At 75.1% G+C, this 22,723-nt stretch carries 17 protein-coding genes and 1 pseudogene; 5 read left to right on the plus strand and 13 right to left on the minus strand.

The window, feature by feature from the left end; genetic code table 11:
• Positions 1-90 precede the first annotated feature (90 nt).
• Positions 91-1,923: pseudogene (locus IE170_RS33435) on the minus strand (ATP-binding cassette domain-containing protein).
• A gap of 317 nt (positions 1,924-2,240) precedes the next feature.
• On the opposite strand from IE170_RS33435, the gene IE170_RS01445 reads away from it, so the two are divergent.
• Positions 2,241-3,953, plus strand: coding sequence for an alpha/beta hydrolase (locus IE170_RS01445; RefSeq protein WP_189807433.1), 1,713 nt, complete (start codon positions 2,241-2,243; stop codon positions 3,951-3,953).
• 2 nt (positions 3,954-3,955) lie between these two features.
• Here the strand turns inward: IE170_RS01445 and IE170_RS01450 are convergent, their stop codons facing one another.
• Positions 3,956-4,633 (minus strand): CPBP family intramembrane glutamic endopeptidase, encoded by a 678-nt coding sequence (locus IE170_RS01450; protein WP_229884543.1) that lies wholly within the window; start codon positions 4,631-4,633, stop codon positions 3,956-3,958.
• Between the two features lie 440 nt (positions 4,634-5,073).
• Between IE170_RS01450 and IE170_RS01455 the strand changes: the two genes are divergently transcribed.
• The gene (locus IE170_RS01455; protein ID WP_189807435.1) at positions 5,074-6,975 is read left to right on the plus strand and encodes a copper resistance CopC/CopD family protein; all 1,902 of its coding nucleotides are present in this window, start codon (positions 5,074-5,076) and stop codon (positions 6,973-6,975) included.
• Between the two features lie 130 nt (positions 6,976-7,105).
• Here the strand turns inward: IE170_RS01455 and IE170_RS01460 are convergent, their stop codons facing one another.
• Together IE170_RS01460 and IE170_RS01465 are read right to left on the minus strand one after the other, a co-directional pair.
• Entirely contained in the window at positions 7,106-7,639 is a 534-nt protein-coding gene (locus IE170_RS01460) for a hypothetical protein (RefSeq protein WP_189807436.1), read from the minus strand.
• A gap of 68 nt (positions 7,640-7,707) precedes the next feature.
• Positions 7,708-8,238 carry a stress protein gene (locus tag IE170_RS01465; RefSeq protein ID WP_189807437.1) on the minus strand — a complete coding sequence of 177 codons (531 nt, stop codon included), beginning with the start codon at positions 8,236-8,238 and terminating at the stop codon, positions 7,708-7,710.
• Between the two features lie 882 nt (positions 8,239-9,120).
• Between IE170_RS01465 and IE170_RS01470 the strand changes: the two genes are divergently transcribed.
• Positions 9,121-10,266 (plus strand): LuxR C-terminal-related transcriptional regulator, encoded by a 1,146-nt coding sequence (locus tag IE170_RS01470; RefSeq protein WP_189807438.1) that lies wholly within the window; start codon positions 9,121-9,123, stop codon positions 10,264-10,266.
• A gap of 53 nt (positions 10,267-10,319) precedes the next feature.
• On the opposite strand, the gene IE170_RS01475 is transcribed toward IE170_RS01470, so the two are convergent.
• From IE170_RS01475 to IE170_RS01515, 9 genes are all read right to left on the minus strand, one after another.
• Positions 10,320-11,363: a PI-PLC domain-containing protein gene (locus IE170_RS01475; RefSeq protein WP_189807439.1), complete on the minus strand. Its 1,044-nt coding sequence runs from the start codon at positions 11,361-11,363 to the stop codon at positions 10,320-10,322.
• Between the two features lie 78 nt (positions 11,364-11,441).
• Positions 11,442-12,098, minus strand: a complete 657-nt coding sequence (locus tag IE170_RS01480) for a DUF5825 family protein (protein ID WP_189807440.1) — start codon at positions 12,096-12,098, stop codon at positions 11,442-11,444.
• Positions 12,079-13,986, minus strand: a complete 1,908-nt coding sequence (locus IE170_RS01485; RefSeq protein ID WP_189807441.1) for a RiPP maturation radical SAM C-methyltransferase — start codon at positions 13,984-13,986, stop codon at positions 12,079-12,081. The genes IE170_RS01480 and IE170_RS01485 overlap by 20 nt, the downstream gene beginning before the upstream one ends.
• Positions 13,987-14,253: 267 nt before the next feature.
• Positions 14,254-15,414 (minus strand): AMP-binding protein, encoded by a 1,161-nt coding sequence (locus IE170_RS01490; protein ID WP_189807442.1) that lies wholly within the window; start codon positions 15,412-15,414, stop codon positions 14,254-14,256.
• The gene (locus tag IE170_RS33115; protein ID WP_189807443.1) at positions 15,411-16,403 is read right to left on the minus strand and encodes an ATP-grasp domain-containing protein; all 993 of its coding nucleotides are present in this window, start codon (positions 16,401-16,403) and stop codon (positions 15,411-15,413) included. The genes IE170_RS01490 and IE170_RS33115 overlap by 4 nt, the downstream gene beginning before the upstream one ends.
• Complete coding sequence (locus IE170_RS01500) at positions 16,396-17,178, minus strand: alpha/beta fold hydrolase (RefSeq protein WP_189807444.1); 783 nt, start codon at positions 17,176-17,178, stop codon at positions 16,396-16,398. Before IE170_RS01500 ends, IE170_RS33115 begins: the two co-directional genes overlap by 8 nt.
• Positions 17,175-18,608: a class I adenylate-forming enzyme family protein gene (locus tag IE170_RS01505; RefSeq protein WP_189807445.1), complete on the minus strand. Its 1,434-nt coding sequence runs from the start codon at positions 18,606-18,608 to the stop codon at positions 17,175-17,177. The genes IE170_RS01500 and IE170_RS01505 overlap by 4 nt, the downstream gene beginning before the upstream one ends.
• Entirely contained in the window at positions 18,605-19,285 is a 681-nt protein-coding gene (locus tag IE170_RS01510) for a class I SAM-dependent methyltransferase (protein WP_189807446.1), read from the minus strand. The genes IE170_RS01505 and IE170_RS01510 overlap by 4 nt, the downstream gene beginning before the upstream one ends.
• Before the next feature lie 143 nt (positions 19,286-19,428).
• Positions 19,429-20,382, minus strand: a complete 954-nt coding sequence (locus IE170_RS01515) for an ion transporter (RefSeq protein WP_229884558.1) — start codon at positions 20,380-20,382, stop codon at positions 19,429-19,431.
• Positions 20,383-21,383: 1,001 nt separating this feature from the next.
• Here IE170_RS01515 and IE170_RS01520 point away from each other — a divergent pair.
• Both IE170_RS01520 and IE170_RS01525 read left to right on the plus strand, forming a co-directional pair.
• A complete protein-coding gene (locus IE170_RS01520; protein WP_189807597.1) occupies positions 21,384-22,334 on the plus strand; it encodes an AEC family transporter in 951 nt (316 codons plus the stop codon).
• Between the two features lie 74 nt (positions 22,335-22,408).
• On the plus strand, positions 22,409-22,720 hold the full coding sequence (locus IE170_RS01525) for a DUF2087 domain-containing protein (protein ID WP_189807447.1): 312 nt from the start codon (positions 22,409-22,411) through the stop codon (positions 22,718-22,720).
• Positions 22,721-22,723 lie beyond the last annotated feature (3 nt).

Here is a 22,723-nt window from a genome sequence, read left to right on the forward strand (position 1 = left end):
GATATTGACGTCATTGGCTCAAGGTCCTGCTGTCTGATTTGCGCGATTCGATAGATTTGTGGCTATTTCTCTTCACCTATCGCAGCATGATTACCCGGCGCGGAGGTTGACTATTGCCCCTCGGCCTTCCGCCGCCTTCGGCCTTGATCGTCGGCCGCTATCCGGCGTTCTGGCTGGTGGGTTGGGTGGCACGATGGCTTCGAAGGCGGCGGCCTGGGTGAGGTAGGCGTTGCGGAAGTCTCCGGTGGCGGTCTTGTCGTCCATGAGCTCCGTGAAGGTGCCCGATTCGGCCACGCGGCGGTCCTTCAGGACGTGGATCAGGTCGGCGTGGCGTACCGAGTGCAGGCGATGGGTGATCAGGGCGATCATCCGGCCGGTCGTCGCCGCGAGGGACCTGATCCGGTCGAAGACGCCCTGTTCCGCGACCGCGTAACAGGGCACTGGTGGGTTCGTCCACGATCAGGATCTCCGCCCGCCGGTACTTGGCGGGACATCAGGGCGACGCGGTCGAAGAGCTGGTCGCAACCCGCGGTGCGGGAGTCGACGCCGTCCCGCCAGATCATGCCGCCGCCCTCGTCCGGCGCGTACAGGCCGGCCAGGAGTTTGACGAGGGTGGACTTGCCTGAGCCGGTCTCGCCCACCAGCGAGGTGATCTTCCCGGCCGGGAAGGACAGGCTGACGTCGCGCAGCGTCGGTTCCGGCAGGGCAGCCGCGCCGGCGGGGCTGGGGAACGTGCCGCTCTCGAAGCGGACTTCGCGCAGCCGCTCGGGCAGCGGCTGACCGCCCGCCGGAATGGCCGGTCCTTCGCCTCCCGGCACAGCTGTTCGAAGTCGGCGACGAACAGGGACTTCTGGTGCAGCTCGGTGATCTGAAGGACGAGGGTGTCCAGGCTCGCGCCGCCGGTACGGATGGCCGAGACGGCCGTGCCCGCGACCGCCGGATCCATGGCCCCGCCCCGCAGCAGCCCGCCGAGGGCGCGCCGTACGTGAGCAGGGTGGCGAAGCCCCCGCGCCGTCCGCGACGAGCCCGATCCGGGCGGCGCGGCGGGCCAGCCGGGTCTGCTCGGGCTCGCTGGTCTCGGCCATGGTGCGGAGTGGCCCAGCAGGAACGGCCCGATGCCGTGGACGCGGAACTCCGCCGCGGCCTCCTTCTGGGTCAGCAGCCGGCCGAGCAGGAGCCCGGCCCGCGCGTGCTGCACGAAGGCGTGGAAAGACAGGTACTCCTTGCGGGAGGTCATCAGCGAACTCCACGCGCTGGGCAGGGTCATCAGCACCAGCAGGGGCAGCAGCGCAGGGTGAGGACGGTCAGCACGCCGGCCGCGGCGATCAGCGACACCGCGGCGTTCAGGGTGGTGGTGCAGTAGCGATCACGCGGCGGGTCGAGTCGGCGCCGTGGCGGGCCGCGTCGAGGAGCCGGTGGAGCTCGTCGTCCTCGATCGCCGCGAGCTCCGTACGGTGCACCACGCCCGATTACTGCTCGGTCGCCACCCGCTGCACCTTCGGCTCCAGTGCCCTGGTGGCCCGCGGTGGAGGCCGAGCGCAGGAGGGAGCCGGCGAACGCCGTGGCGGCGACGGCCTCCAGCGCGGGGACGGCCCCGGTGAAACGCTCGTCGGTGCTGCCGTCCGCGAGGACGTGTCCGAGCACACTGTTGACGGTGACGAGGCCGACCGCCTCAGCGATGCCGCGGCCGGCCTCGGAGGCCAGGACGACCGGCAGGGCCCGCGGGTCGGCCAGGCGGGCGAGGCGCAGCCCGGTGCCGACCAGGCGGGGCAGCTGCCTGGCCATCGACCACAGACCGAGACCGAGCCAGGCGCCCTCGTGCCGGTACCAGCCGATGTCGTAGGCGAGCGCACCGCCGAAGAGGAGCCGCTCCGAGTCCGACACCCCGGAGGCGCCGGATCCGGTCTTCTCGTCCGCGGTCATGCGGGCCTCCCGGCGGCCCGGCGGGCGCCGCACGGGGCGGGGCGGGCGTCAACACGGCGCCGGTGCGCCGGGCCGAGGTGCGGGACACGCCCGTCCTGTTCGAACGGGGAGGGTTCTGGGGGGTGGTGCGGCCGTCGTGTCACGGGGTTCTCCGGGTGCGGCCCGGCAGGCTCGGAGCGCCGGGTGCCGCCGCGTTGGAACTTGCTCGAGCAGGTTCCTGTCACCCCGCGGAGGGATTGCGGCCCCGTACGGGCGCCCGCCGCAGCCGGATGGCAGGGCGGGCCGCCGCGCGGGACCATGGCTCGGGAAGGAATGCCATGACCCAGGACCCGTCGGCCGCCGACCCCTCCCCGTCCCCGCCTCCGCCCCCGCCGCAGGGCCCGCCGGAGGGCGAACCGCAGCGCCGTCGTCCGCTTCGGGCCGCGCTGCCCGGGTGCTGGGGCGCGCTCGTCCTGGCCTGCCTGTCCTTCACCCCGTCACTGCTTCCCCGCGGGGGCGTGCTCCAGGGCGTGGTCGCCGGCATCAGCGCGGCCATCGGGTACGGGCTCGGGGTGCTCGCCGCCTTCGTGTGGCGGGCCTTCGCCGACCGGGACCAGCGGACCCCCTCGCGCCGCTCCTGGCTCGTCTTCGCGGTCTGCGCGGTCGTCCTGTTCGGCCTCGCCTTCTGGCTCGGGCAGACCTGGCAGCACCGGATCCGGCAGCTCATGGGGGTCACCGAATACAGCGTGTCCGCCACCGTCGCCTGCCCGTTCGTCGCGGTCGCCGTCTTCCTGGTGCTGCTGGCCGTCGGGCGCGGGCTCCGCCGCCTCTATCGCGCGGCCGCCCGCCTGCTCGGGCGGTGGATCGGCCCGCGCGCGGCGCGGGTGGTCGGCTGGGTGGCGGTGGCCGCCCTGGCGTGGTCGGTGTTCAGCGGGCTGCTGCTGGGCGGCTTCGTGAACGCGGCGAACGAGGCCTTCTCGGTGCGCGACACCGAGACACCCGAGGGCGTCAGCCGCCCGACGTCGGTCCTGCGCTCCGGCGGACCCGGCTCCCTCGTGCCGTGGGAGACCCTCGGCCGGGAAGGCCGGGCCTTCACCGGCAGCGGGCCGACCGCCGAGCAGATCGGGGCGTTCGCCGGCGGCGAGGCGAGGGAGCCGGTCCGTGCGTACGCCGGCCTGGCGACCGCCGACGACGCCGAGAGCCGCGCGGAGCAGGCCGTCGCCGACCTGCGCCGGGCCGGCGGCTTCGAGCGCGAGAACCTACTCGTGATGACCACCACGGGCAGCGGCTGGGTCGATCCCGCCGCCGTGGACACCTTCGAGTACCTCGGCCGCGGCGACGCGGCGACCGTCGCGATGCAGTACTCGTACCTGCCGTCGTGGCTGTCCTACCTCGTCGACCAGTCCAAGGCGCGCCAGGCCGGCCGGGAGCTCTTCGACGCCGTCTACGACGTCTGGTCGAAGCTGCCGCCGGAGCAGCGGCCGCGGCTGTTCGTCGCGGGCGAGAGCCTGGGGTCGTTCGGCGGGGAGACCGCCTTCAGCGGGGAGTACGACCTGCGCAACCGCACCGCCGGCACCCTGTTCGCCGGCCCTCCCAACTTCAACACCCTCTTCCGCGAGTTCAGCGACCAGCGGGATCCGGCCAGCCCCGAGATCGAGCCCGTCTACAAGGACGGGCGGACCGTCCGGTTCACCGGCGACCCGGCCGGAGGCATGGCCCCGGCCGGCCGGCCGTGGGACGGGACGCGGGTGCTCTACCTGATGAACCCCTCCGACCCGATCGTCTGGTGGAGTCCGTCGCTGGCCCTCACCGAACCCGACTGGATCGGCCAGGCCCCCGGCGACGACGTGCTGGAGGAGATGGTCTGGCTGCCCTTCGTGACGTTCTGGCAGGTCACGGCCGACCTGCCGTTCTCCACGGGCGTCCCGGACGGCCACGGCCACACGTACAAGACCGCGTACGTCGACGGGTGGAACGCCGTCATGCGGCCGGAGGGCACCACGGCGCAGGACCTCGACCGCCTCCGCGGCATCGTCCGGCCGGACGGCTGAGGTCAGCGCAGCAGGAAGCCGACCAGGTAGCCGAGGGCGTTGACCGCCCAGTGCAGGCCCAGCGGGGCCAGCAGGCTGCCGCTGCGCCGCCGCAGCTCGCAGAACAGCACGCCCGCCGCCCCGGTGAACAGCACGGCCGACAGGACCGCGAGGGCGGGCCCTGCCCCGGAGCCGCCGAGCACGCTGCCCAGGGCGGGTTTGGCGGATGCCAGGCCCAGAGAGGGCAGCACGTGCCACAGGCCGAACAGCACACTCGACACGCAGGTCGCCCACACCGTCCCGCGGGCCCGCCGCACCAGGCCGTAGAGGACGCCCCGGAAGGCCGTCTCCTCCACCAGCACCGTGGCGACGGGCACCAGCACGAGGACCCGCAGCGCCAGCTCCCCGCCGTCCATCCCCGCATACCGCCGGTCCTCGAACAGGGTCCGGCCCGCCGGCAGCAGCGCAGCGGCGAGGTACACGGCGGCGACGATCCCGATCAGGGCCAGCGCCCAGCGGGCGCCGCGGGCCAGCGTGCCGCGCGCCAGGCCCGCGTCCGCCCGCGTCCCGCCCGCCCAGCGGAGCACCCCGAGCAGCAGCGCGGTGACGGCGACGGCCGCCCCCGTGCGCACCGCGGTGTCCGCGGGCCCCGCATGCGCGGCGACGTTCGCGGCGGCGAGCACGGCCAGCGTGAGCCCCACGGCCGGCCAGGTGCCGAGCGTTCCGCGCCACCGCCTCGGCGGCGGCGTTCGGGTTCCGGTACGGGGCCCCCGGCTCTGGCGCGGATCGGCGCCACCGGGGTCGAGGCAGGACATGCGTGTTCCGCCCTTCCGTCCGGCCGGCGGTGCGGCCCGGTCCCCCCGGGCCCCGGTCCCCCCGGACCCCGGTCCCCCCGTCCACGCTACCGGGCCCCCGACCCGCCCGCCCGCTCTCGTCGCACGCCCTCCGCCTTCGCACGGCCGGCCCGCCGGGGCAAGCGGATCGGGTGTGCCCGGACCGTTCTTTAGCGGAAGTTGCTCAAGCCCGGTCCGGGGCGCTCCGGCGGCACTAGCGTCCACAGCCCGGCCAGCGCACCGCCCGCCGCGGCTCGCGGCGCGGCGACGCAGCCACCGACGCACACCATCCCGGAGGCCGCCCGACCATGCACACCGGATCGCCGCCCGCCAGGACACCGCTCGCCGTCCTGGCGCTGGTCGCCGCCGTGGCCGCCCTGCTCTTCGGCGGGGCGGGCCCGGCCTCCGCGCACTCCGGACTCACGGGATCCGACCCCGCGGACGGCTCGGTCCTCGCCTCGGCGCCCCCGCACGTCACGCTCACCTTCACCGAGACGGTCGGCCTCTCCGAGGACTCGGTGCGGGTGCTGTCCCCGGACAACGAGCGGGTCAACCCCCGGCCGGCGCAGCACGCCGACGGCAAGGCCAACACCGGCCGGGTGCAGCTCGCCGACGGTCTGGCCCAGGGCACCTACACGGTGGCCTGGCGGGTCGTCTCCGCCGACGGCCACCCCATCTCCGGCGCGTTCGTCTTCTCCGTCGGCAAACCGTCCGAGACCGCGGCCGAGGTCCCCGACACGGCCGCCGGGGACACGGCCGCCGGCCGCCTCCACGGGGTCTTCCGCCACGTCGCCTACAGCGGGCTCGCCCTCCTCGTCGGCGCCGCCGCGTTCGTCCTCGTCTGCCTGCCCGGGGCCGGGGCGCTGCGCCCGGTGCGCCGGCTGCTGGCCGCCGGGTGGGCGGCGCTCGCCGTGTCCACCGCAGCCCTGCTGCTGCTGCGCGGCCCGTACGAGACCGGCGGCCCGCTGACGGCGGCGTTCGACCCGGCGGTGCTGGGGCGGACCGTCACCGGGAAGGCCGGAGGAGCGCTCGTCGTACGCCTCCTCCTGCTCGGCGCGGCGGCCGTGCTGCTGCGGCGGGCGGCCCGCCGGGCCGCGGCCCCGGACGGCCGGGAGGAGGAGTGGTCCCCCGGCCGCCGGGTCCGCTGGGCGGCGGCGGGGCTCGCCGCGGGCCTGGCACTCACCTGGGCCGCCGCCGAGCACGCCGCCGCCGGGATCCAGGTGCCGCTTGCCGTCGCCGCCTCCGTACTGCACCTGCTCGCCATGGGCGTCTGGTTGGGCGGCCTCGTCACGCTGGCGGCCGTCCTCGGGAGCCGGGGGGCCGGCGGCCCCTCCGTGCCCGCCTCCGCCGTCGGCCGCTTCTCCGCGCTCGCCTCCGCGGCCGTCGCCGTCCTGGCCGCCACGGGCCTCTACCAGTCGTGGCGGCAGGTCGGCTCCTGGGAGGCGCTGACCACCACCTCCTTCGGCAGGACCCTCCTCGTCAAGACCGCCGCCGTGATCCTGATGCTGTGGGCGGCGTCCTTCTCCCGGCGGCTGGCCGGCCGTGTCCTCGCCGCGGTCGGCACGGCCGGTACGACGGGTGCGGACGCCGGGGCCGAGCCGGTGCGGGAGCCGGCCCTGGCAGGGGCGGGGAAGGCCGCCGCGGGCCCGGCTCACGGCCCCGGCGCGGCGGCTGCCGGCGTCGAGGCCGACCCGCCGGCGCCCGGCGGGGCGGACGGGCAGCGGCGGCACCTGCGCCGTACCGTGGCCGCCGAAGCCGCGCTCGGCGTCCTGGTCCTGACCGTCACCACCGTGCTGACGGGGACGCAGCCCGGCCGCGCAGCCGTGAAGAGCGCCGAGGCGGCCGCCGCGCGGGGGCCGCAGGTGCGGGTGGTCACCGTCCCCTTCGACACGGGGACGGCCGGGCACCGCGGCACGGTGCAGATCACGCTGTCGCCGGGGCGCGTCGGGGAGAACTCGGTCGAGGCCGTCGTGTTCACGGAGGACGGCGGGCTGGCGGCCGTGCCCGAGATCCGCCTCAACCTCACCCAGACCGAGCTGGACATCGGACCGGTCGACGCGAAGCTCACCGACCGGAAGGGGTACTGGGCCGCCTACGACCTGCGGCTGCCCGTGCCGGGCGAGTGGACCGCCGCCGTCACGGTCCGCACCGGCGACATCGACCAGGCGACCGTCCGCGCCCCGGTGCCGGTCACGGGGCGGCCGAAGTGAGCGGCCGGCCCGCCGGGTGACGGGGAAACGCCGACGCCCGGCGGCCCTCCCCGGGTCCCGTGAGGGGCCGGAGGGGGCCGCCGGTCGGCGTGCGGGGCGCGGGGTCCCCGGGCGGGGGCCCGGCCCGCGGCTACCAGGAGCGGCGGAAGTTGACGTGGCCGCCGTCGCGGTCGAACCAGCCGCGGAAGCCCCAGTTGATCCAGCCGCCGTCGCCCTGGTTGGTGAACTGGCCGGACTCGAAGATCCACAGGCCGTAGTGGACGTTGCCCCACTGGACGTTGGCGTAGACGCGGGTCCCGCTGAAGCGGTCGTCGTAGTTGTGGCTCAGGTTGAACAGCATCACGTTGTGCCGGCCGCCGGCGGCGTCGAAGGCCTTGTCGACCGCCTGCTGGACGAAGGAGCCCCGGTCGTCGGTCTTGATGCCGCGCAGCGCGTCGGCGATGGCCTTGCCGCGCCCCAACTGGTCCATGGAGACGTTGACGGTGACGCTCTTGTCGGCCGCCGCCGCGGGCCGGCCGCTGTCCGCCGCCGCGGAGGGGGAGGATTCGGGCGCCGAAGCGGCGGCGACGGCGGGGCGTTCGGCCGCCTGGGCCGGGAGCGAGGCCGCTCCGGTCAGGGCGACGGCGGTGAGGGCGAGAGTTGCGAGGGTGGTCTTGCGGCGCATGGGAGGAAGTCCTTTTCCTTGCGGGTGGATTGGCGAAGAAGTGGGCCAGGGGAGTGCGCTGCCGCGGGTTACCAGGAGCGGCGGAAGTTGACGTAGCCGCCGTCGCGGTCGAACCAGCCGCGGAAGGCCCAGTTGATCCAGCCGCCGTCGCCGTGGTTGGTGAACTGGCCCGACTCGAAGACGATCACCCGGTACTTGCCGTGGATGCCGCTGACCTTGGCGTCGTAGACGATGCCGTTCAGGTGCGCGGTGTGCCCGTTGGCGTCGTTGATGACCATGACGTTGTAGCGCTGGCCGCTCTCGTAGAAGGCCCCCTCCATCAGGGACTTCACGTAGCCGGAGCGGTTCTGCTTCCGCTCGATCGCCTCGGTGACGATGTTCATGATCTTCTGGGTGATGTCGAGGACCGCGGAGGCCACGTCGACCTTGCCCGCGAGGGCGCCGGCCTCGCCCGGGACGGCCGCCTGCACCGCGGCCGGCCGGGGCTTGGCCGCGGACGACGCCTCGGCGGCGTACGAGGCGGTGGCGGGGAGCAGGACGCCGGCGGCGGCGACGGAGCTGACGAGGGCGAGGGCGATGCGCTTGCGGCTGATGTGCATGATTTTTCTCCTTCTGGCAGTTTTTCCGATGATTTTTCGGGCGCACGGTGGCCGTGGGGCCGCCGGGCGGACGAAGGCGAGGGGGCTGCGGGTGAATACCGCGGAAGGGGCGCAAGGTTCCGCGGCGCCGTGGGCCGGGCCGCGTACGGCCTGAGGGGCCCGGCCGGGAAAAGGGAGGGAATCGGCCCGATTTCGGCCGGTCCTTTTCGGCGCGCCCCTCCGGAGTGCCGCACGGCTGATTTACTCGGTGGACCTTTCGGGCCGCGGAGGCAGAGGGGTGCTTTTCCTCACCACGAGGTGGTGAGGTGCGCGGCGGCGTCGTCCCGGAAGGGGCGGCGGGCGCCGCCGGTGAGGCCCGCCGGCGAAGGGGGAGCGCCGGCGGCCCGCCTGAGGAGCAGGACCGCGCAGGATCCGGCGCAGATCAATGAGAGGGTCGACCACCAGGGGAAACGCACTTCCCGGCGGTCGGGAGAGGGGTTCGGCATCGGGTCTTTCCAACGGCTTTCGCGTGAAACGGAACCCGGTAGGGCCGGAAGGGCTCTAGAGGACCGGGGGGCAGTGGGTCGCGGGGTTCGTCCACTCGGTGTCCCCCGGCCGGCTGTCGCAGGGGGCCGGCGGCTGTGCCGAATTCGCACCGGCGTGGCCGGCGGGTACCGCTGCGGCCGCGAGGCCGCCCGCAATGACCGTGGCCAGTGCCGCCGCACAGAGGAACCGGGTGAACTTCATGCTGAACTCCTGAGGGCCTGGATGTGAATTCCGAGCGGAGAATCCTGTCGGCGTTTTTCCTTTCCGACGACTCAAGAATCGCCCGGGGGAGAACTCCCGGTCCAGGGTGGGCGGCCCTCAGCAAGGTGCGTGGCACGAAAGAGAGGGGTGGCAAATTTGGACAGAATCCAGCAAAGGGGAACATCTGACGGCGGTGGGAGCCGCTTACGGGCGGCTCCCGGCCGCGGGCAGGAGGAGGCGCCGCACGAGCCGGGCGACCTCGGCCCCGCGGCCCTCCGGCTCTACACGCGGCTGCTGGAGCACGGCCCGGCGCCCGCCGCGGCCCTGGCGGCCGAGCTGGGTCTGGACGAGGACGCGGCGGAACGGGCCGCTGCCGAACTGACCCGCAACCGCCTGGTGGCCCGCGACCCCGGCGCCCCGGCGGCGCCGCTGCGCGCCGTCAGCCCCTACACCGCGACGGCCGAACTCGTCGGCCCGGAGGAGAGCGCGCTGCGCCGCCGCCTGGAGGCCCTCGAACGCACCCGGGCCCGGCTGAGCTCGCTGATCCCGCGGTACGAGGAGGCGTACCGGCGCGGAGCCGACACCGGAGCCGTCGAGGTCGTCGAATCCCGCGACCGGGTCATGCTGCTGATCTCCGACGCGGCGGCCCGCTGCACCGAGGAGGTGCTCACCGTGCAGCCGGGCGGCGGCCGACCGCCCGGCTACCTGGAGCGCGCCCTGCCCCGCGACCTGGAGATGCTGCGCCGCGGCGTCCGCATGCACACCCTCTACCAGCACACCTCCCGCTACAGCGCGGGGACCCAGGAGTACGTGCAGGCGGTCACGGCGGCCGGCGCCGAAGTACGCACCCTCGGTGAACTCTTCGGCAAGATGCTGGTCTTCGACCGGGCCACCGCCTTCCTGCCGGTGTGGGACGACCCCGACGCGGCGGTGGTGTTGCGCGAGCCGTCCGCCGTCGCCTTCCTCCGCTCGGTCTTCGGCCACGCCTGGAGCCTCGCGGAGCCGTACGGCGCCTCGTACACGGCGGCGACCTCGGCCCAGCTGCACGACGCCATCGCCGCGCGGCTGGCCGACGGGGCGAAGGACGAGCAGATCGCCCGGCGGCTCGGTATGTCCCTGCGGACCTGCCGCCGGCACATCGCGGAACTGATGGACGAACTCGGCGCGGAGAGCCGGTTCCAGGCCGGCTACCTGCTGGCGCTCCGCTCCCACGGCGCCCTCGACGGGGCCGGGCCGGCGGAGGCGGTGCCCGAGCCGGCCCCGCCTGCGCAGGCGCCCCGCCACGCCGCAGCCGGCGGCTGACGCCCCGTACGCCGTGCCGGGGACAGTGGGGGAGCCCCGGCGCGGTAGGGCCTTCAGGGGCGGGCGTTCAGCTCGGCGACGATGGAGGCCGGGTTGTGTCCCGAGCCGTCCGACAGGCGGTGGAAGTCCACCGACACGTAGTTCGGATTGCGGCCGCCGGCCGCCGGCCGGCAGTGCTCGGCGATGCGGCCGCGCAGCTTGGCGCCGTTGTCCAGGGCCGCGGTGAGGACGGTCGGCACGTTGCGGTGGTGGCTCATCGTGAACAGCCGCCGGAAGCCCGGCTCCCGGCGGTCCAGGGGCACGTCCGGCCAGCGCGTGACGCACGCGAGGTCGTTGCCGAGGTCGCCGAGGCTCCAGTAATTGCTCACCGTCCACGACCGGTCGTGCATGACGCCCAGGTGCTCGCGGTCGGAGCGGTCGGAGAAGACCAGCAGGCGCTTGCCCGCCGTGACGAGGTCGGCGACCTTCGGCCAGCCGTGCTGCCGCACGCCCCACTCGTCCGGCCGGAACAGCAGCTCGGACAGCCCGCGGACCCGGGAGAGGGAGCTGCCCAGCTGCTCGGCGCCGACGTAGTCCTCCAGGAAGACGGTGACGACCTCTTGCGGGTGGGCGGCGAGGAAGTCCACCACCGTCTGCATCGTGCCGTGGAAGGACTGCCGCGGCAGGGCGTAGGTGGCGCCGGCGAAGGTCTTGCAGCCGCCGTGGCACAGGTAGACGTCGCTGGGGTAGCAGTCGCTGCCGAAGCTGATGACGCACAGCCAGGTGCTGCGCTCGTACCAGTGGGTGTCCAGGCTGAGGCCGCGGACGCCGTTGTCGAGCTGGGCGCGCACCGACTCGGACTGGTTCACCGAAGTCCAGCGGGAGTCCTCGTAGTTGGTGAAGGCGTTGTGGGCGGTCAGGAAGGTCGCCTCGTCGAGGCGGCGGTCGCCCCAGCGCGCTGCGGCGGCCGCCGCGCCGGCGCCCGTACGGGGCCCTGCCGGGCCGGGGGCGGCCTGCGTGGCCGGGGCGGCGCCGAGGAGGGTCAGCAGAAGGAGGCACAGCAGGCCGGTCAGGCCGGCTCTGCGCGGCCGCCCGGAAGGCGTGTCCATGTCAATCATGCGCGGAGGGTAGCGCGTCGTCCCGGGAACCGCCCCCGCGCGGACGCGTTCGGCCGGGAACCGACGCCCGACCCCGCGTCACAGGGCGAACGAGCCGAACGGCCACCGGTGCACGGCGAGCGGCAGCCACCAGGCCCGCCCGCCCGACCGGGACACCAGCCGCGCCCCTTCGAGCTCCGCCAGCACTCCCTCCGGCACGGCGCCCGCGGCGGCGCCGTCGCGCAGCACCCCGATCGCCGCCAGGAAGGCCGGCTCGTCGACGGTGAACAGCTCCAGGGCCCCGAACCGGCGGTCCCTGACCTCGACGAACCCCGGCCCGCGCCGGAAGACGCACTTCCCGGGGAAGTACGCCTCCCGCCAGGCACGGGCCACCCCGGCGGCCGCCCCCTCGACCTCCTCCGGCGGATAGAGGTGCCCCGGCTCCCCGCGCGCCGCGCATCCGTCCCCGCACCGCGCCGTCCACTCCACCGCGACGGCCCGGCCCGTCAGCTCCCGCACCAGCGCCAGCGCCCGCGCCGACCGAGGCCCCGCCCCCGCGCACACCTCGACCGGCTCCGGCAGGCGGACGCAGCGCGCCCCGGCCGCATGGAGCCGCTCCGCATCCTCCCGTGCGGTGGCTCCGCCCGGCTCGGGCACCAGGCGCATCCCGGGCAGCGCGCGGGTGGCGGGGTCGTAATCGCGCCACGCCTCGACCGGTACGGCCGCACCCCGTGCTTCAGCCGACGCAAGCGGCACTGCGCTGCTCCTCTCCGTGGTGGCGGTGCCCCGGCCGGAGCAGCGCCTGGTTGTCGGCCTCGACGGCCACGTGCACGTACGCGCCGTTCTCGTGGAAGAGCAGGCCGAGGCCTGTCCAGCGGTCCAGCACGGCCCGCACCCGCTCGGCCGGCAGGCCGGACTTCGCGCCCAGCACGGCCGCCGTGCGCGGCTGTTCGAGCAGCCGGAACAGGGCGGTCTCCGCCGGGTCGGCCAGCTCGTGGACCGTCCAGTCGTACGCCGTCCTGCGGCTCACGAGCACGATCCGGCCCCCGGCCTCCTGCCAGGTGAGGCGGCATGCCGGGTGTTCGGCCCGCCAGGCCTCGACGGCCGCCCCCAGCTCGGCGCCGAGGTCGTCGCCGATGCCGCGGGGCTCCGCGGCGAACAGGTAGGCGAGGCCGGCGAGCTCCTCCTCGGGCAGCCGGTAGACCTCCGCGTACTGCGGGGCGGGCCGCAGGTCGGCGAAGCCCAGCTCGGGCCGGTCGAAGTAGGGGCTGAACCGCTCGATCGCGATGCGGGACGCCCCCGCCGGCGGCTCCAGGTGGTGCAGCAGGGGCAGCTGCGCGAGGACGCCCCGGTAGTCCTCGGGGGCCTCCCCGGGGAACCCGTACAGGTAGTTCCAGCAGGCGCTCACCCCGGCGCTCTGCGCGTCGCGCAGGGCGCGGACGTTCTGGCAGCCGGTGACGCCCTTGTCCATCAGCTTGAGCACCCGCGTGCTCAGGCTCTCGATGCCGGGCTGCACCATCACCGCACCCGCGTCGCCGAGCATCCGGAACTGGTGCTTTCGCAAGTTGGACTTCACCTCGAAGTGGAGCCGGACGTCGTACTCCCCCTCGGCCAGCCGGCGCAGGACGGTGTCGAAGTACCCCATGTCGAGGATGTTGTCGACGACGACGAAGTCGAGCACCTGGTGGCGGGCGGCCAGGTCGAGCAGCTCCGCGTGGAAGCGGTCGGGGCTCTTGCTGCGGAACTCCATGGAGGAGCCGTTCAGCCCGCAGAAGGTGCAGTGGTGCTTCTCGCCCCACCAACAGCCGCGGGAGCCCTCGACGAGTAGCTTCGGCTGCACCCACTGCGCGGCGGCCGAGGCGTCGAGCCGCTCGAAGAAGCCCTCGTAGGAGGGGGCGAGGATCTCGCCCGGGGGCAGCGGCCGGCGCGCCATCGGCTGGGCGCGGGCGGCGCCGCTCCGGTCGCGCCAGCACAGCCCGGCGATACCCGCCAGGGCGCTCTCGTACGCGGCCTCGGGCCCGGCGCCGGCCCGCAGGCCGGCGACGGCGTCGAGCAGGGCCGGGAAGGCCGTCTCGCCCTCGCCCCGCACGACGTGGTCGACGAACGGGAAGCAGCGGTGCAGCGCCGCGCCCATCTCGCCGTCGCAGTTGGCCCCGCCGAACACGACGTGCGTCCCCGGCGCGAGCTCCTTCAGCAGCCGTGCCGCTGCCAGCGCGGCGGTGTTCTGCTGGAAGGTGGTGGTGAACCCGACGACGTCCGCCTGCTCGGCGGCCAGCTCGGCGGCGAGGCGGGCGGTGAACTCGGGGACGAGGCCGTGCAGGGCGCGGGTCATGGCGGTCTCGTCGGGGCTCGCGCCGTGCCGGGCGAGGAACCGGGAGAACGCGTCGGCGTCCCCGGGGGAGCCGTGGAGGGCGCCGGAGAAGACCCAGTCGCCGGCGCCCTGGAAGTACGAGTTCGTCGCGTAGTAGGTGTAGTCGTCGAGGGTGAACGGGGTGCGTTCGGTGATCCAGTCGACGAAGTCGAGGTTCGCCTCCCGGACCAGCACCTCGTGGCCGCGCGCCTCGGCGGCCGTGCGCAGGATCCCCAGCGCGAGCGAGGGCACCTCGACCGACCCCCAGGGCATGTTCACGAGCAGGACCTTCACTTGCCTGACCTCCGGGGCCTCCAGCGGACTGCCCGCCGTGTCCGGGGCCCGGGTCGTGCGGGCCCCGGACACGGCGGGGAGCGGTGCGTCACTTGCGGGCGGCCGGGGCCGCCCAGACCATCCAGCGGCCGCTCCCTGCGGCGCTGTCGGTGCTCTGGACCGTGCGCTTCTTCATCGTCGTCACCTCCGTTCCGGTTCCCGTTGCGGTCGAGGGGGCCGCGGCGCCGTCCCGGCAGGCGGGCCGGCCGGGCTGGGGCGCCGCGGACGTCAGGTGGGGGTCCGCCACACCACCGGCGGGACCTTCCCGGTCCGGTCGATCCGGGCCAGGCGGTCGACGCGGGCGACGGCGAGCGCCTCCGGGTGGTGGACGGCGATGCCGAACAGCCGGGCGGACGCGGCGAGCAGGGTCCGGCGCACGTCCTCCGGGTCCGCGCGGCCGGTGAAGTGCACCGCCATGCGGCGGACCCCGTGCCAGGAGTCCTCCTCCCGGACCAGCTCCAGCTGGGCCGCGGCCACACCGGGGACGGCGGCGGCGGCGTCCAGCAGCTCGCCCGCGGCGAGGAGGCTGCCGTGCAGCTTGAACGCGTCGTCCGCGCGGCCCAGCACGCGCAGCCCGTCGCCGCGCCCGCACCGGCACTCCGCCGGGGCGAGCCGGTCGCCGAGCCGGTAGCGGACGACCGGGACGGTCCAGCCCTTCCCCACCCGGCTGAGCAGGGCGCCCCCGTCGTCCGGCTCCAGCACCTGGTCGGGCATCAGGTGCAGCACCCGCAGGTCGCAGTCGGGGGTGTTGGCGGCGACCGCGTACGTCTCCACCGACCCGTAGTTCCCCCAGAAGCCCGCATCGGGGAACGCGGCGCGGACGGTCTTCTCCGCCGCCTCCGTCCACGGCTCGGCCATCCACACCACCGTGCGGACGGGCAGCGTCCGGCCCGACTCCAGCATCCCCTCGGCGAGTTCGACGAGCCCGCTCGGGGTACCTGCCACCGCATCGACGCCGAGACCGGCGAACACGTCGAGCCAGTAGTCCAGTTCGCCCGGCTCCAGGGGACCGCTCGGCACCACCCGGCACCGGCTTCCCTCCGCCAGCGCCTGCATGTAGTAGTGCGAGGCCCACATCCGGCCGGGGCTGAACATGTTGAGCAGCACGCTGTCCGGCCCGAGCGGCCGCCACTGCTCCGACAGCCGGCCGACCGCCTGCCCGTACCGCACGAAGGTGATCTTCGGGGGTCCGGTGGTGCCGCCGCTCGACAGGACGATCCCGCCCTCGGCGGCGGTCTCCTGCCGGGACGCGGCCAGGATCTCCGCCGGGCCGGACACCGCCAGGTCCTCCAGGCCCGCCGCGCGCTCCGGCACCGGCGGCCCGCCCGCGCGCGCCAGCCGGTGCGCCGCGTCGAGAAGCCGCTCCCAGGGGACGTCGCCGACGGTCACCGCGCCGCCCCCCGCGCCGCGGCGTGGCCGGCCAGGTAGGAGCGGAACCGCGCCCGCACCACGTCGGCGGCGATCCGGTCCGAGGCCTCGTCCAGGCCGAAGCCCGCCGCGCCGTCCAGCTCGACCTCCGACAGCCAGTCCCGCTCGCCGTCCGAGAGGAAGTCCACCGTGAAGTACGGCGCCGGGTGCAGCTTGCGCGCGACGTGCTCCACGGCGCCGCGCAGCCGCTCCGGCAGCTCGGTGTACGCCCACGAGCGGCGGCCCCCGATGCTCCGGTTGACCATCCCGCAGTAGCCCTCCTTCCAGCCCTGCACCACCGCGCGCGGCTCCCCGTCGACGACGTACACGCGCGTCTCGCGCGGATCCCGCACGTACGGCTGGACCACCAGCGCGGTCTCCGCCCCGCCCGCGAGGGCGATCACACCGCGCAGGTCGTGCACGTTCGCGACGACCGATATGCCGAGGCCCATCGCCCAGTTGGCCGGCTTCACGAGCAGCGGGTACTGCAGGCCCGCCAGGGCGGCGTCGTAGTGGCCGGTCATGGCGTCCCGGCCCGTCGCGATCCGCACGGTCGGCAGCGGCGGCAGCGGCCCGTCGGCCAGGTGCAGCGCGGTGGCCGCCTTGTCCGCGACGACGTACCCCAGGTGCGGCGGGACCGGCAGGTGGAAGCCGAGCCGGTCCAGGACGGTGAACAGGAACAGCTGGTTCGCCACGTCCTGCATCTGGTGCGGCAGCGCGTACAGCATCGTGACGAACACCGTGTCGTCCGGGGTGACCGGCTCCCCTCGGAGGAAGACCCGCGGCCGGGCCGGGTCGGAGGCGTCCACCGCGACCTCCTCCGGATGGTGCAGGCTCAGCTCCAGCGACAGCTCCTTCGCCAGCGCGCGGTAGGCGTCCCACACCGCGCGGTCCTCGTAGGCCCGCTGCCAGGCCGTGCCGCGTTCGGGGTAGATCCAGCACAGGCGCCGGACGGTGCTCTGCTCAGGCATGGGAGACCTTCCTCGCGACGAAGTCGGCCACCGCGCGGACGAACGCGCGCGGCTCCTCGACGAACGGCAGGTGGCCGCTGTCCTCGAACACCCGGAGCTCCGCCCCGGGTATAGCGCCGGCCAGCCAGCGGCCGACACCGGTCGGGTACACCGGGCTCCGCGCCCCGTGGACGAGGAGCACCGGCAGGGAGAGCGCGGCCACGCAGGTACGGAAGTCCCGGCGCGCGGCGTCCGCGAGGAGCGCGGCACAGGCCCGCGGGTCCCAGCGAAGCGCCTGCGCCGCCAAGTCGTCGACGAGGCCCGGGTCGGGCTCGCTCCCGGCCGCGAAGGAACCCCGTACGAGCCGCTCCGCGAAGGCCGCGGGTTCCGCCAGGGCGGTGGCGCGCAACTCCTCGGCGCCCGCGGCGTCGAGGCCGCCGAACGCCGCGTGCGGCCAGTCCGGCGCCAGAGTCAGCCGGGGCGACTGCTCGACGGAGACGAGCGCCGCGACGCGCTCCGTGCCGAACCGGTCGAGGTACTCGTAGGCGACGGTGGCGCCGAGCGACCAGCCGAGCAGGACCGCCCCGCGCAGGTCGAGGCGGTCGAGGACGCCCGCGAGCTCCTCGGCCGCCCGCCGGACGGTGGCGTCCGGCAGACGGGACGGCAGTTCGACGGTCACCACCCGGTGGCGGTCGGCCAGGCCGGCGGCGGCGTCCGAGAAGAAGCGTCCGGTGGCGGCCAGCCCGGGCACCATGACGAGCGGGGGTCCGCCCCCGCGGACGTCGAAGGCGGTCACCGCAACCCCCACCGTGCACGCAGCAGCGGCTTGTCCACCTTGCCGACCTCCGTGCGCGGCACCGCGTCCACGCACGCGACGCTGCCCCGCAGCCCGTGCCGCAGCAGGACCGTGCGGGCCGCCGCGACCGCCTCGGCGCCGCCCCCCTCGGGCCGGACGGCGACCACGACCTCGCTGCCGAGGCCGTCGGTGCGCCGCGGCAGGGACACCGCCTCGGCCACGGCCCCGGTCGCGGTGATCTCCTCGTCGAGGACGGGGGCGAGCAGCGGACCGGCCGGGGTGGCAAGCGCCTCGGACAGCCGGCCGAGGATCCGGAAGCCGCCGTCGTGCGTCCGGGCGGCGACGTCGCCGGTCCAGAACTCGCCGCCGCGCCAGGCCCGGCCGGCGGCCGCCGGATCGCCGAGGTAGCCCTCGCTCGTGCACTCCGAGCGGAGGACCAGCTCCCCGGTGCCCGGCGAGCCGGGCAGCGGCTCGATCCTGGCGCCGACGCCGGCGACCGGGACCAGCCCGCGCCCGTCGATGTCGCCGAGCGCCAGGCCGAACTCGGTCGACCCGTACACCTCCTGCAAGGCGGTGCCCAGCGCCGAGCGGACCCGGCGGGCGGTTCCCGCCCCCAGGTACGCGCCCCCGCACAGGGCCCGGCGCATCAGCGGCAGGGCCGTGCCGGGCGGGGCCGCGGCGGCCAGCTCCTCGTAGTGGCGGGGCAGGGCGCTCATCGCGGTGGCCCGGTGCGAGACGATCTGGCGCAGCAGCACCGCGGGCGGCGCCGCGGGGTCGGCGAGGACGACGCGGCCGCCCGCCAGCAGTGCGGCGAAGAGGTGCAGGTCGGTCGCGTGCGCGACGTCGAGCGGGTGCCTGCAGAAGAACACGTCCGTGCTCCGGATACCGGTGTCGGCGAGCCAGCGCCGTCGCTCCGCGACGAAGGCGTCCTGGCGCCAGGCGATCCCCTTGGGGAAGCCGGTGGACCCCGACGACCACAGGATCCGGAACACGCCCGTCCGAGGTGTGCGGTCCGGGCCGCCCTCCCCGCCGGGCGCCGCCTCGGCGGCCGGGCCGGAGGCCGCGAGGGCCGTCGGGGACACCGCCGGCAGGCCGGGCGCGGTCACCGCACGGTCGGCCACCAGCAGCACCGGCCGGGTCCGCCGCAGCGCCTCGGCGACCTGCCGTTCGCCGAACCCGGTCAGCAGCGGTACGTACCGGGCGCCCAGCTTCGCGGCGGCCAGGACCAGCGCCGCGTACGGGATCCCGCCGCGCAGGGCGAAGGCGACGCAGTCCCCGGCGCGCACGCCGCGCGCGGCCAGCCCGCAGGACATCCGGTCGGCGAGGTCCAGCAGCCCGGCGTAGGTGGCCGAGCCGCCGCCCGTCTCCTCGACCGCGCACCGGCCGGGGCCGCCCCGCGCGACCCTGCGCACGGCGTCGTAGAGGGTCACGGCGCCGTCCACCCCGCGTACGTGGCGAACCGCCAGTCCTTCGCGAGGCAGTCCACCTGCCGGAAGCCGGCCTCCCGCAGCCAGCCCAGCTGGGTGTCGAGGTCGGTGCAGATGTCGTACGCCATCCGCCGCCGCCCGGCGGCCCACTCGTGCTCGGGGGTGCCCGATGCGTGGACGTGGTCCTCGTGCCGCCGGTCGTACATCCGCTCCACGCCCGGGCCCGCCGCCAGCACCTGCTCCACGTTGACGAACACCCCGCCCGGAGCGAGGACGCGGCGGATGCGCGCGAACAGGTCCTGCTTTTCCTCGTGGGGCAGGTGGTGGATGGCGAGTCCCGAGACGACGGCGTCGAACGGCCCGTCCGGCAGCTCGTCGGCGAGCCCGCCCACGAGGGTGGCGACCCGGCGGCGGCCGCGGAACCGGTCGGCGGCCTGGCCGAGCATGCCCGGAGAGTGGTCGACGAGGAGCAGCTCGGCATCGGGGACGCGGTCGAGCACGGCGGCGCTGAGCAGGCCCGTGCCCGCACCGAGGTCGAGGACGTGCGGCTGCCGAGGCACCGTCATGGCGACCGCGTCGGCCGCGCTGCCGTACAGCAGGTCGAAGGACGGGATCAGCTGCCGCCGCAGGGCGTCGAAGGTGGTGGGATCCCAGAGTTCGGGAAGTGTACGCGTCCCCATGTGTGTTCCCCCAGACTCGGGCGGCTCGTTCGGATGGGCCGATCGTGCCGTCGGGGGTGCCCGGCCGGGCAGGGAAGAACGCGCAGAGACACCGGCAGCGCTTGCCGGCGCGGGCGGGGCGAGGGGGTGGGCGGGTCGGCGGGTCAGGCGGTCGGCCGCCCGGCCGCCGCCGTCAGTTCGGCCGGGGCGGGAGCGCCCGCCGGGGACGGCGGACCGGACCGCACTGCCGGCGGCGCAGCGGCCCCGGGCAGGGCGCCCTCCAGCGCGTCCAGGGCCCGCCTGGCCTCCGCAAGGCGGGCCCGCAGCTCGGCGGCCTGCGCAGCCGGGTCGACGTCGGGGCGGCTGCGCTGCTTGAGGTCCAGGCGGGCCTGCCGCTCCTCCTCCCGGGCCTCTTCGAGCGACCCCAGCACCACCCCGATCAACACGTTGACCAGCACGAACGAAGCCAGCAGCACGTACGAGGCGTAGTACACGAGCGTGAGCCGCGACAGCTCCAGACCGGACCGCACCGCATCTCCGAAGCCGTCCATGGTGGTGAGCAGGAACAGGGTGAGGCAGGCCCGGCCGACGGAGCCGAAGCGCACCGGATCCGTGGCGGAGAAGCACAGCCAGCCCACCATCGCGTACACGTAGACGATCAGCGCGCCCATGCACAGGAAGCTGAGCGTGCCGGGAACGGCGCGGGCCACCGCGAGGAACAGGACCCGCAGCTGAGGCAGGAAGCGGGCCGTCCGCAGGACACGGGTCAGCCGCAGCAGCCGCAGCAGGCTGGTGTTCTCCCGGACGAACGGCAGGCACGCCGCCAGGAGGACCGCCAGGTCGAAGAGGTTCCAAGGGTCGCGGAGGAAAGCTTTCGGCCGGTCGGCGCAGGCCGCGGCGCGTACGGCGAGCTCCAGGGCGAACAGCGCCAGGAAGGCGTTCTCGGCGCCGGACAGCATCGGCCGGTGCGCGGCGGCGAACCCGCTGTAGGTCTCGGCCCCGAGCAGCACCGCGTTGCACAGGATCAGCGCGAGGACGCCGATCCCGAAGGCGCGGGAGTCCACGGCGGTCCGGCAGCGTGCGGCCAGGCGGAGGCGGGCCGGGGCGGAGGAGGCGATGGCAGTCAAGCGTGGTCCTCGAACGGTCGGAAGCGGGTGGGGTGCGCGGCGGTGCGGAGGCCGCGGTGCGCAGGCGGCGGCGCCGCGGGGCCAGGTCGGCGTCGGCCCGGGGCGCGGCCTGCCGCGGCCGGCGGGCGGGCGCGGTGGTTCCGCGGCCGGGGGGCTGCGGGCGTGCGGCGGCACGGCCCGACCCGCCCGTCCGGACCCCGTCCGCTGCCCGGCGGCGGCGCGGGCGCGGAGGCGGCGGCGGATGCGTCACCGGCGGTGATCGTGACACCCCGGGCGTGTTCTGCCTGTGTGCGCTCACTCGCAGGAGTGGATTGAAGCGGCTTTCTCACACCATCGGGTGAGGCCGCTGCGGCCGCACGGCGCCCCCGCGCACGCCGGGGCGCGTACGGACGTTCCGTGAGCCCCCGGCCGGGCGCGGCGCGTCGGCCACGCCCGGCCCGACCTCCGCACCGTGAACGGCCGCCGCTTCCGTGCCCCCTGGCCGGATTGCGCACCGTCGCGGCTGGGCACCGAAGACGCCGCGCGTGCCGCCGGCAGGGGAGACCTCCTGCCGGCGAGTGCGCCCGCGGCGGTGGCGGCGAGCGCCCCGCCGGCCCGGCAGTTCGCCCTCATGGCGGAGGAGACCCGCACCGTCCGGCCCGATCCGGAGCCCTGCCCGGAGCCCGACCCGGAGCCCGGCGCGCCGCCGGCACCCGGCCCGGCCCCGTACACGCCGTACGGGCACCTGCTCGCCGAGGACCGCCGGCTGCGCACCCGGCCGCCGAATTCCTCGGCGAACCGGCCGGAACCCGCCTGTCCGCCGTGGACACATGCAACGCTGAGCGGTGGAGCCACGCCGTCGAGTTCCTCCTGCGCGCCGGACGGCCACCTCCGGGCGGGCGGCGGAGCTGCGCGAACACCTGGCGGCCCGGTTCGGCTGGAGCAGGCCCGCGGCCGCGCTCCCGGCCCGAACCGGCCTGACCGGGCCGGCGATTACGGACGAGAGCGTGCACATGGGAGCAGTGGAGGCACTGGAGAAGCTGGCACCGGTGGTGCTGGCCTTCGGCTGCGGGGTCCTCCTCGCGAGGCGGAAGGTGGTGCCGGCGGAGAGCTCGAAGGCCTTCGCGGACTACGCCTTCCTCTTCGCCGTCCCCTGCTTCCTCTTCGGCAACATCTACCGCAGCGACCTGGGCGTCCTGTTCGACTGGCGGGCCCTCACCGGCTACGCGGCCGCGGCATGCACCGGAGCCGTCCTCGTCGGCGGCCTGGCCCGGACGGCCGGCGTGCGCGACCCGCGCGGCGTTGCCTTGCGCGTCATGGCCGCCGTCCAGGTCAACACCGCCTACTTCGCCGTGCCCGTCTTCATCATGCTGTTCGGCAACGCCGCACCGATCTTCCCGGTGCTGCTGTTCCAGGTGTGCGTCCTCTCCCTGGTCATCATCTCGATCATGGAGTGGGGCCGCCCGGACCGCGTCGGCAGCCCGGCCCGCCGACTCGGCTCGGCGGTTTCCGCCTCGCTGTTGACGCCCGTGGTCATCGCCTGCAACGCGGGCATCCTGCTCAACCTGCTGCCGGTCACCGTGCCCGGCGTGGTCCTCGACGGCTTCGCGTTCGTCGGCGACAGCGCCTCGCCCGTCGCCCTGTTCGCCCTCGGACTGCACCTCGGCGGCAGCGGCCTGAAGATCCGGGGCACCACCCGCGAGGAGACGGGGATCATCGCGTTCAAGTGCGTCGCCATGCCCCTGATCACGTACGCCGTCTGCCACCACCTGTTCGGCGTCGAGGGGGAGTGGCTCGGCCACCTCGTCCTCATCGCCGCGATGCCGGCACCGCAGAACCTCTTCATCTTCGCCCAGCGCTACGACGTCGGCGTCGACCTGTCCGCCGCGCTCGTCATCAAGAGCTCCGTCGTCGCCCTGCTCCTGCTCCCGCTGTGGGCCCAGTGGGCCGTACACCTGGCCTGAAAACGGCCGCAAGCCCCGTGCGGCGCCGCAAAACGCCTTGCCGCGGGCGCACACCGCGCGGCAGGCTCGCCCGCATGCCACAGGAAAGCGCACACCGAACCCGGCCCCCGCACACCGCACCGGCACCCGACTCCCTCAGCCGGTTCTTCGCCGACGGCAGGCTCACCGCCGTCCCGCGCCGCCCCGCCGTCCGAGAGACCCTGCTCGCCCACCTCGCGGACACCCTCTTCGAGTCCGGGCGCGCCTATACCGAGCCCGAGGTCAACGACGTCCTGGGCACCGTCCACGAGGACACCGCCGCACTGCGCCGCCACCTCATCACCTCGGGTCTGCTGGACCGGACCCGCGACGGCAGCACCTACCGCCGCGCGGCCGCCGCCTGCTGACGG

Source organism: Streptomyces toxytricini (assembly GCF_014649915.1).
Classification (GTDB): domain Bacteria; phylum Actinomycetota; class Actinomycetes; order Streptomycetales; family Streptomycetaceae; genus Streptomyces; species Streptomyces toxytricini.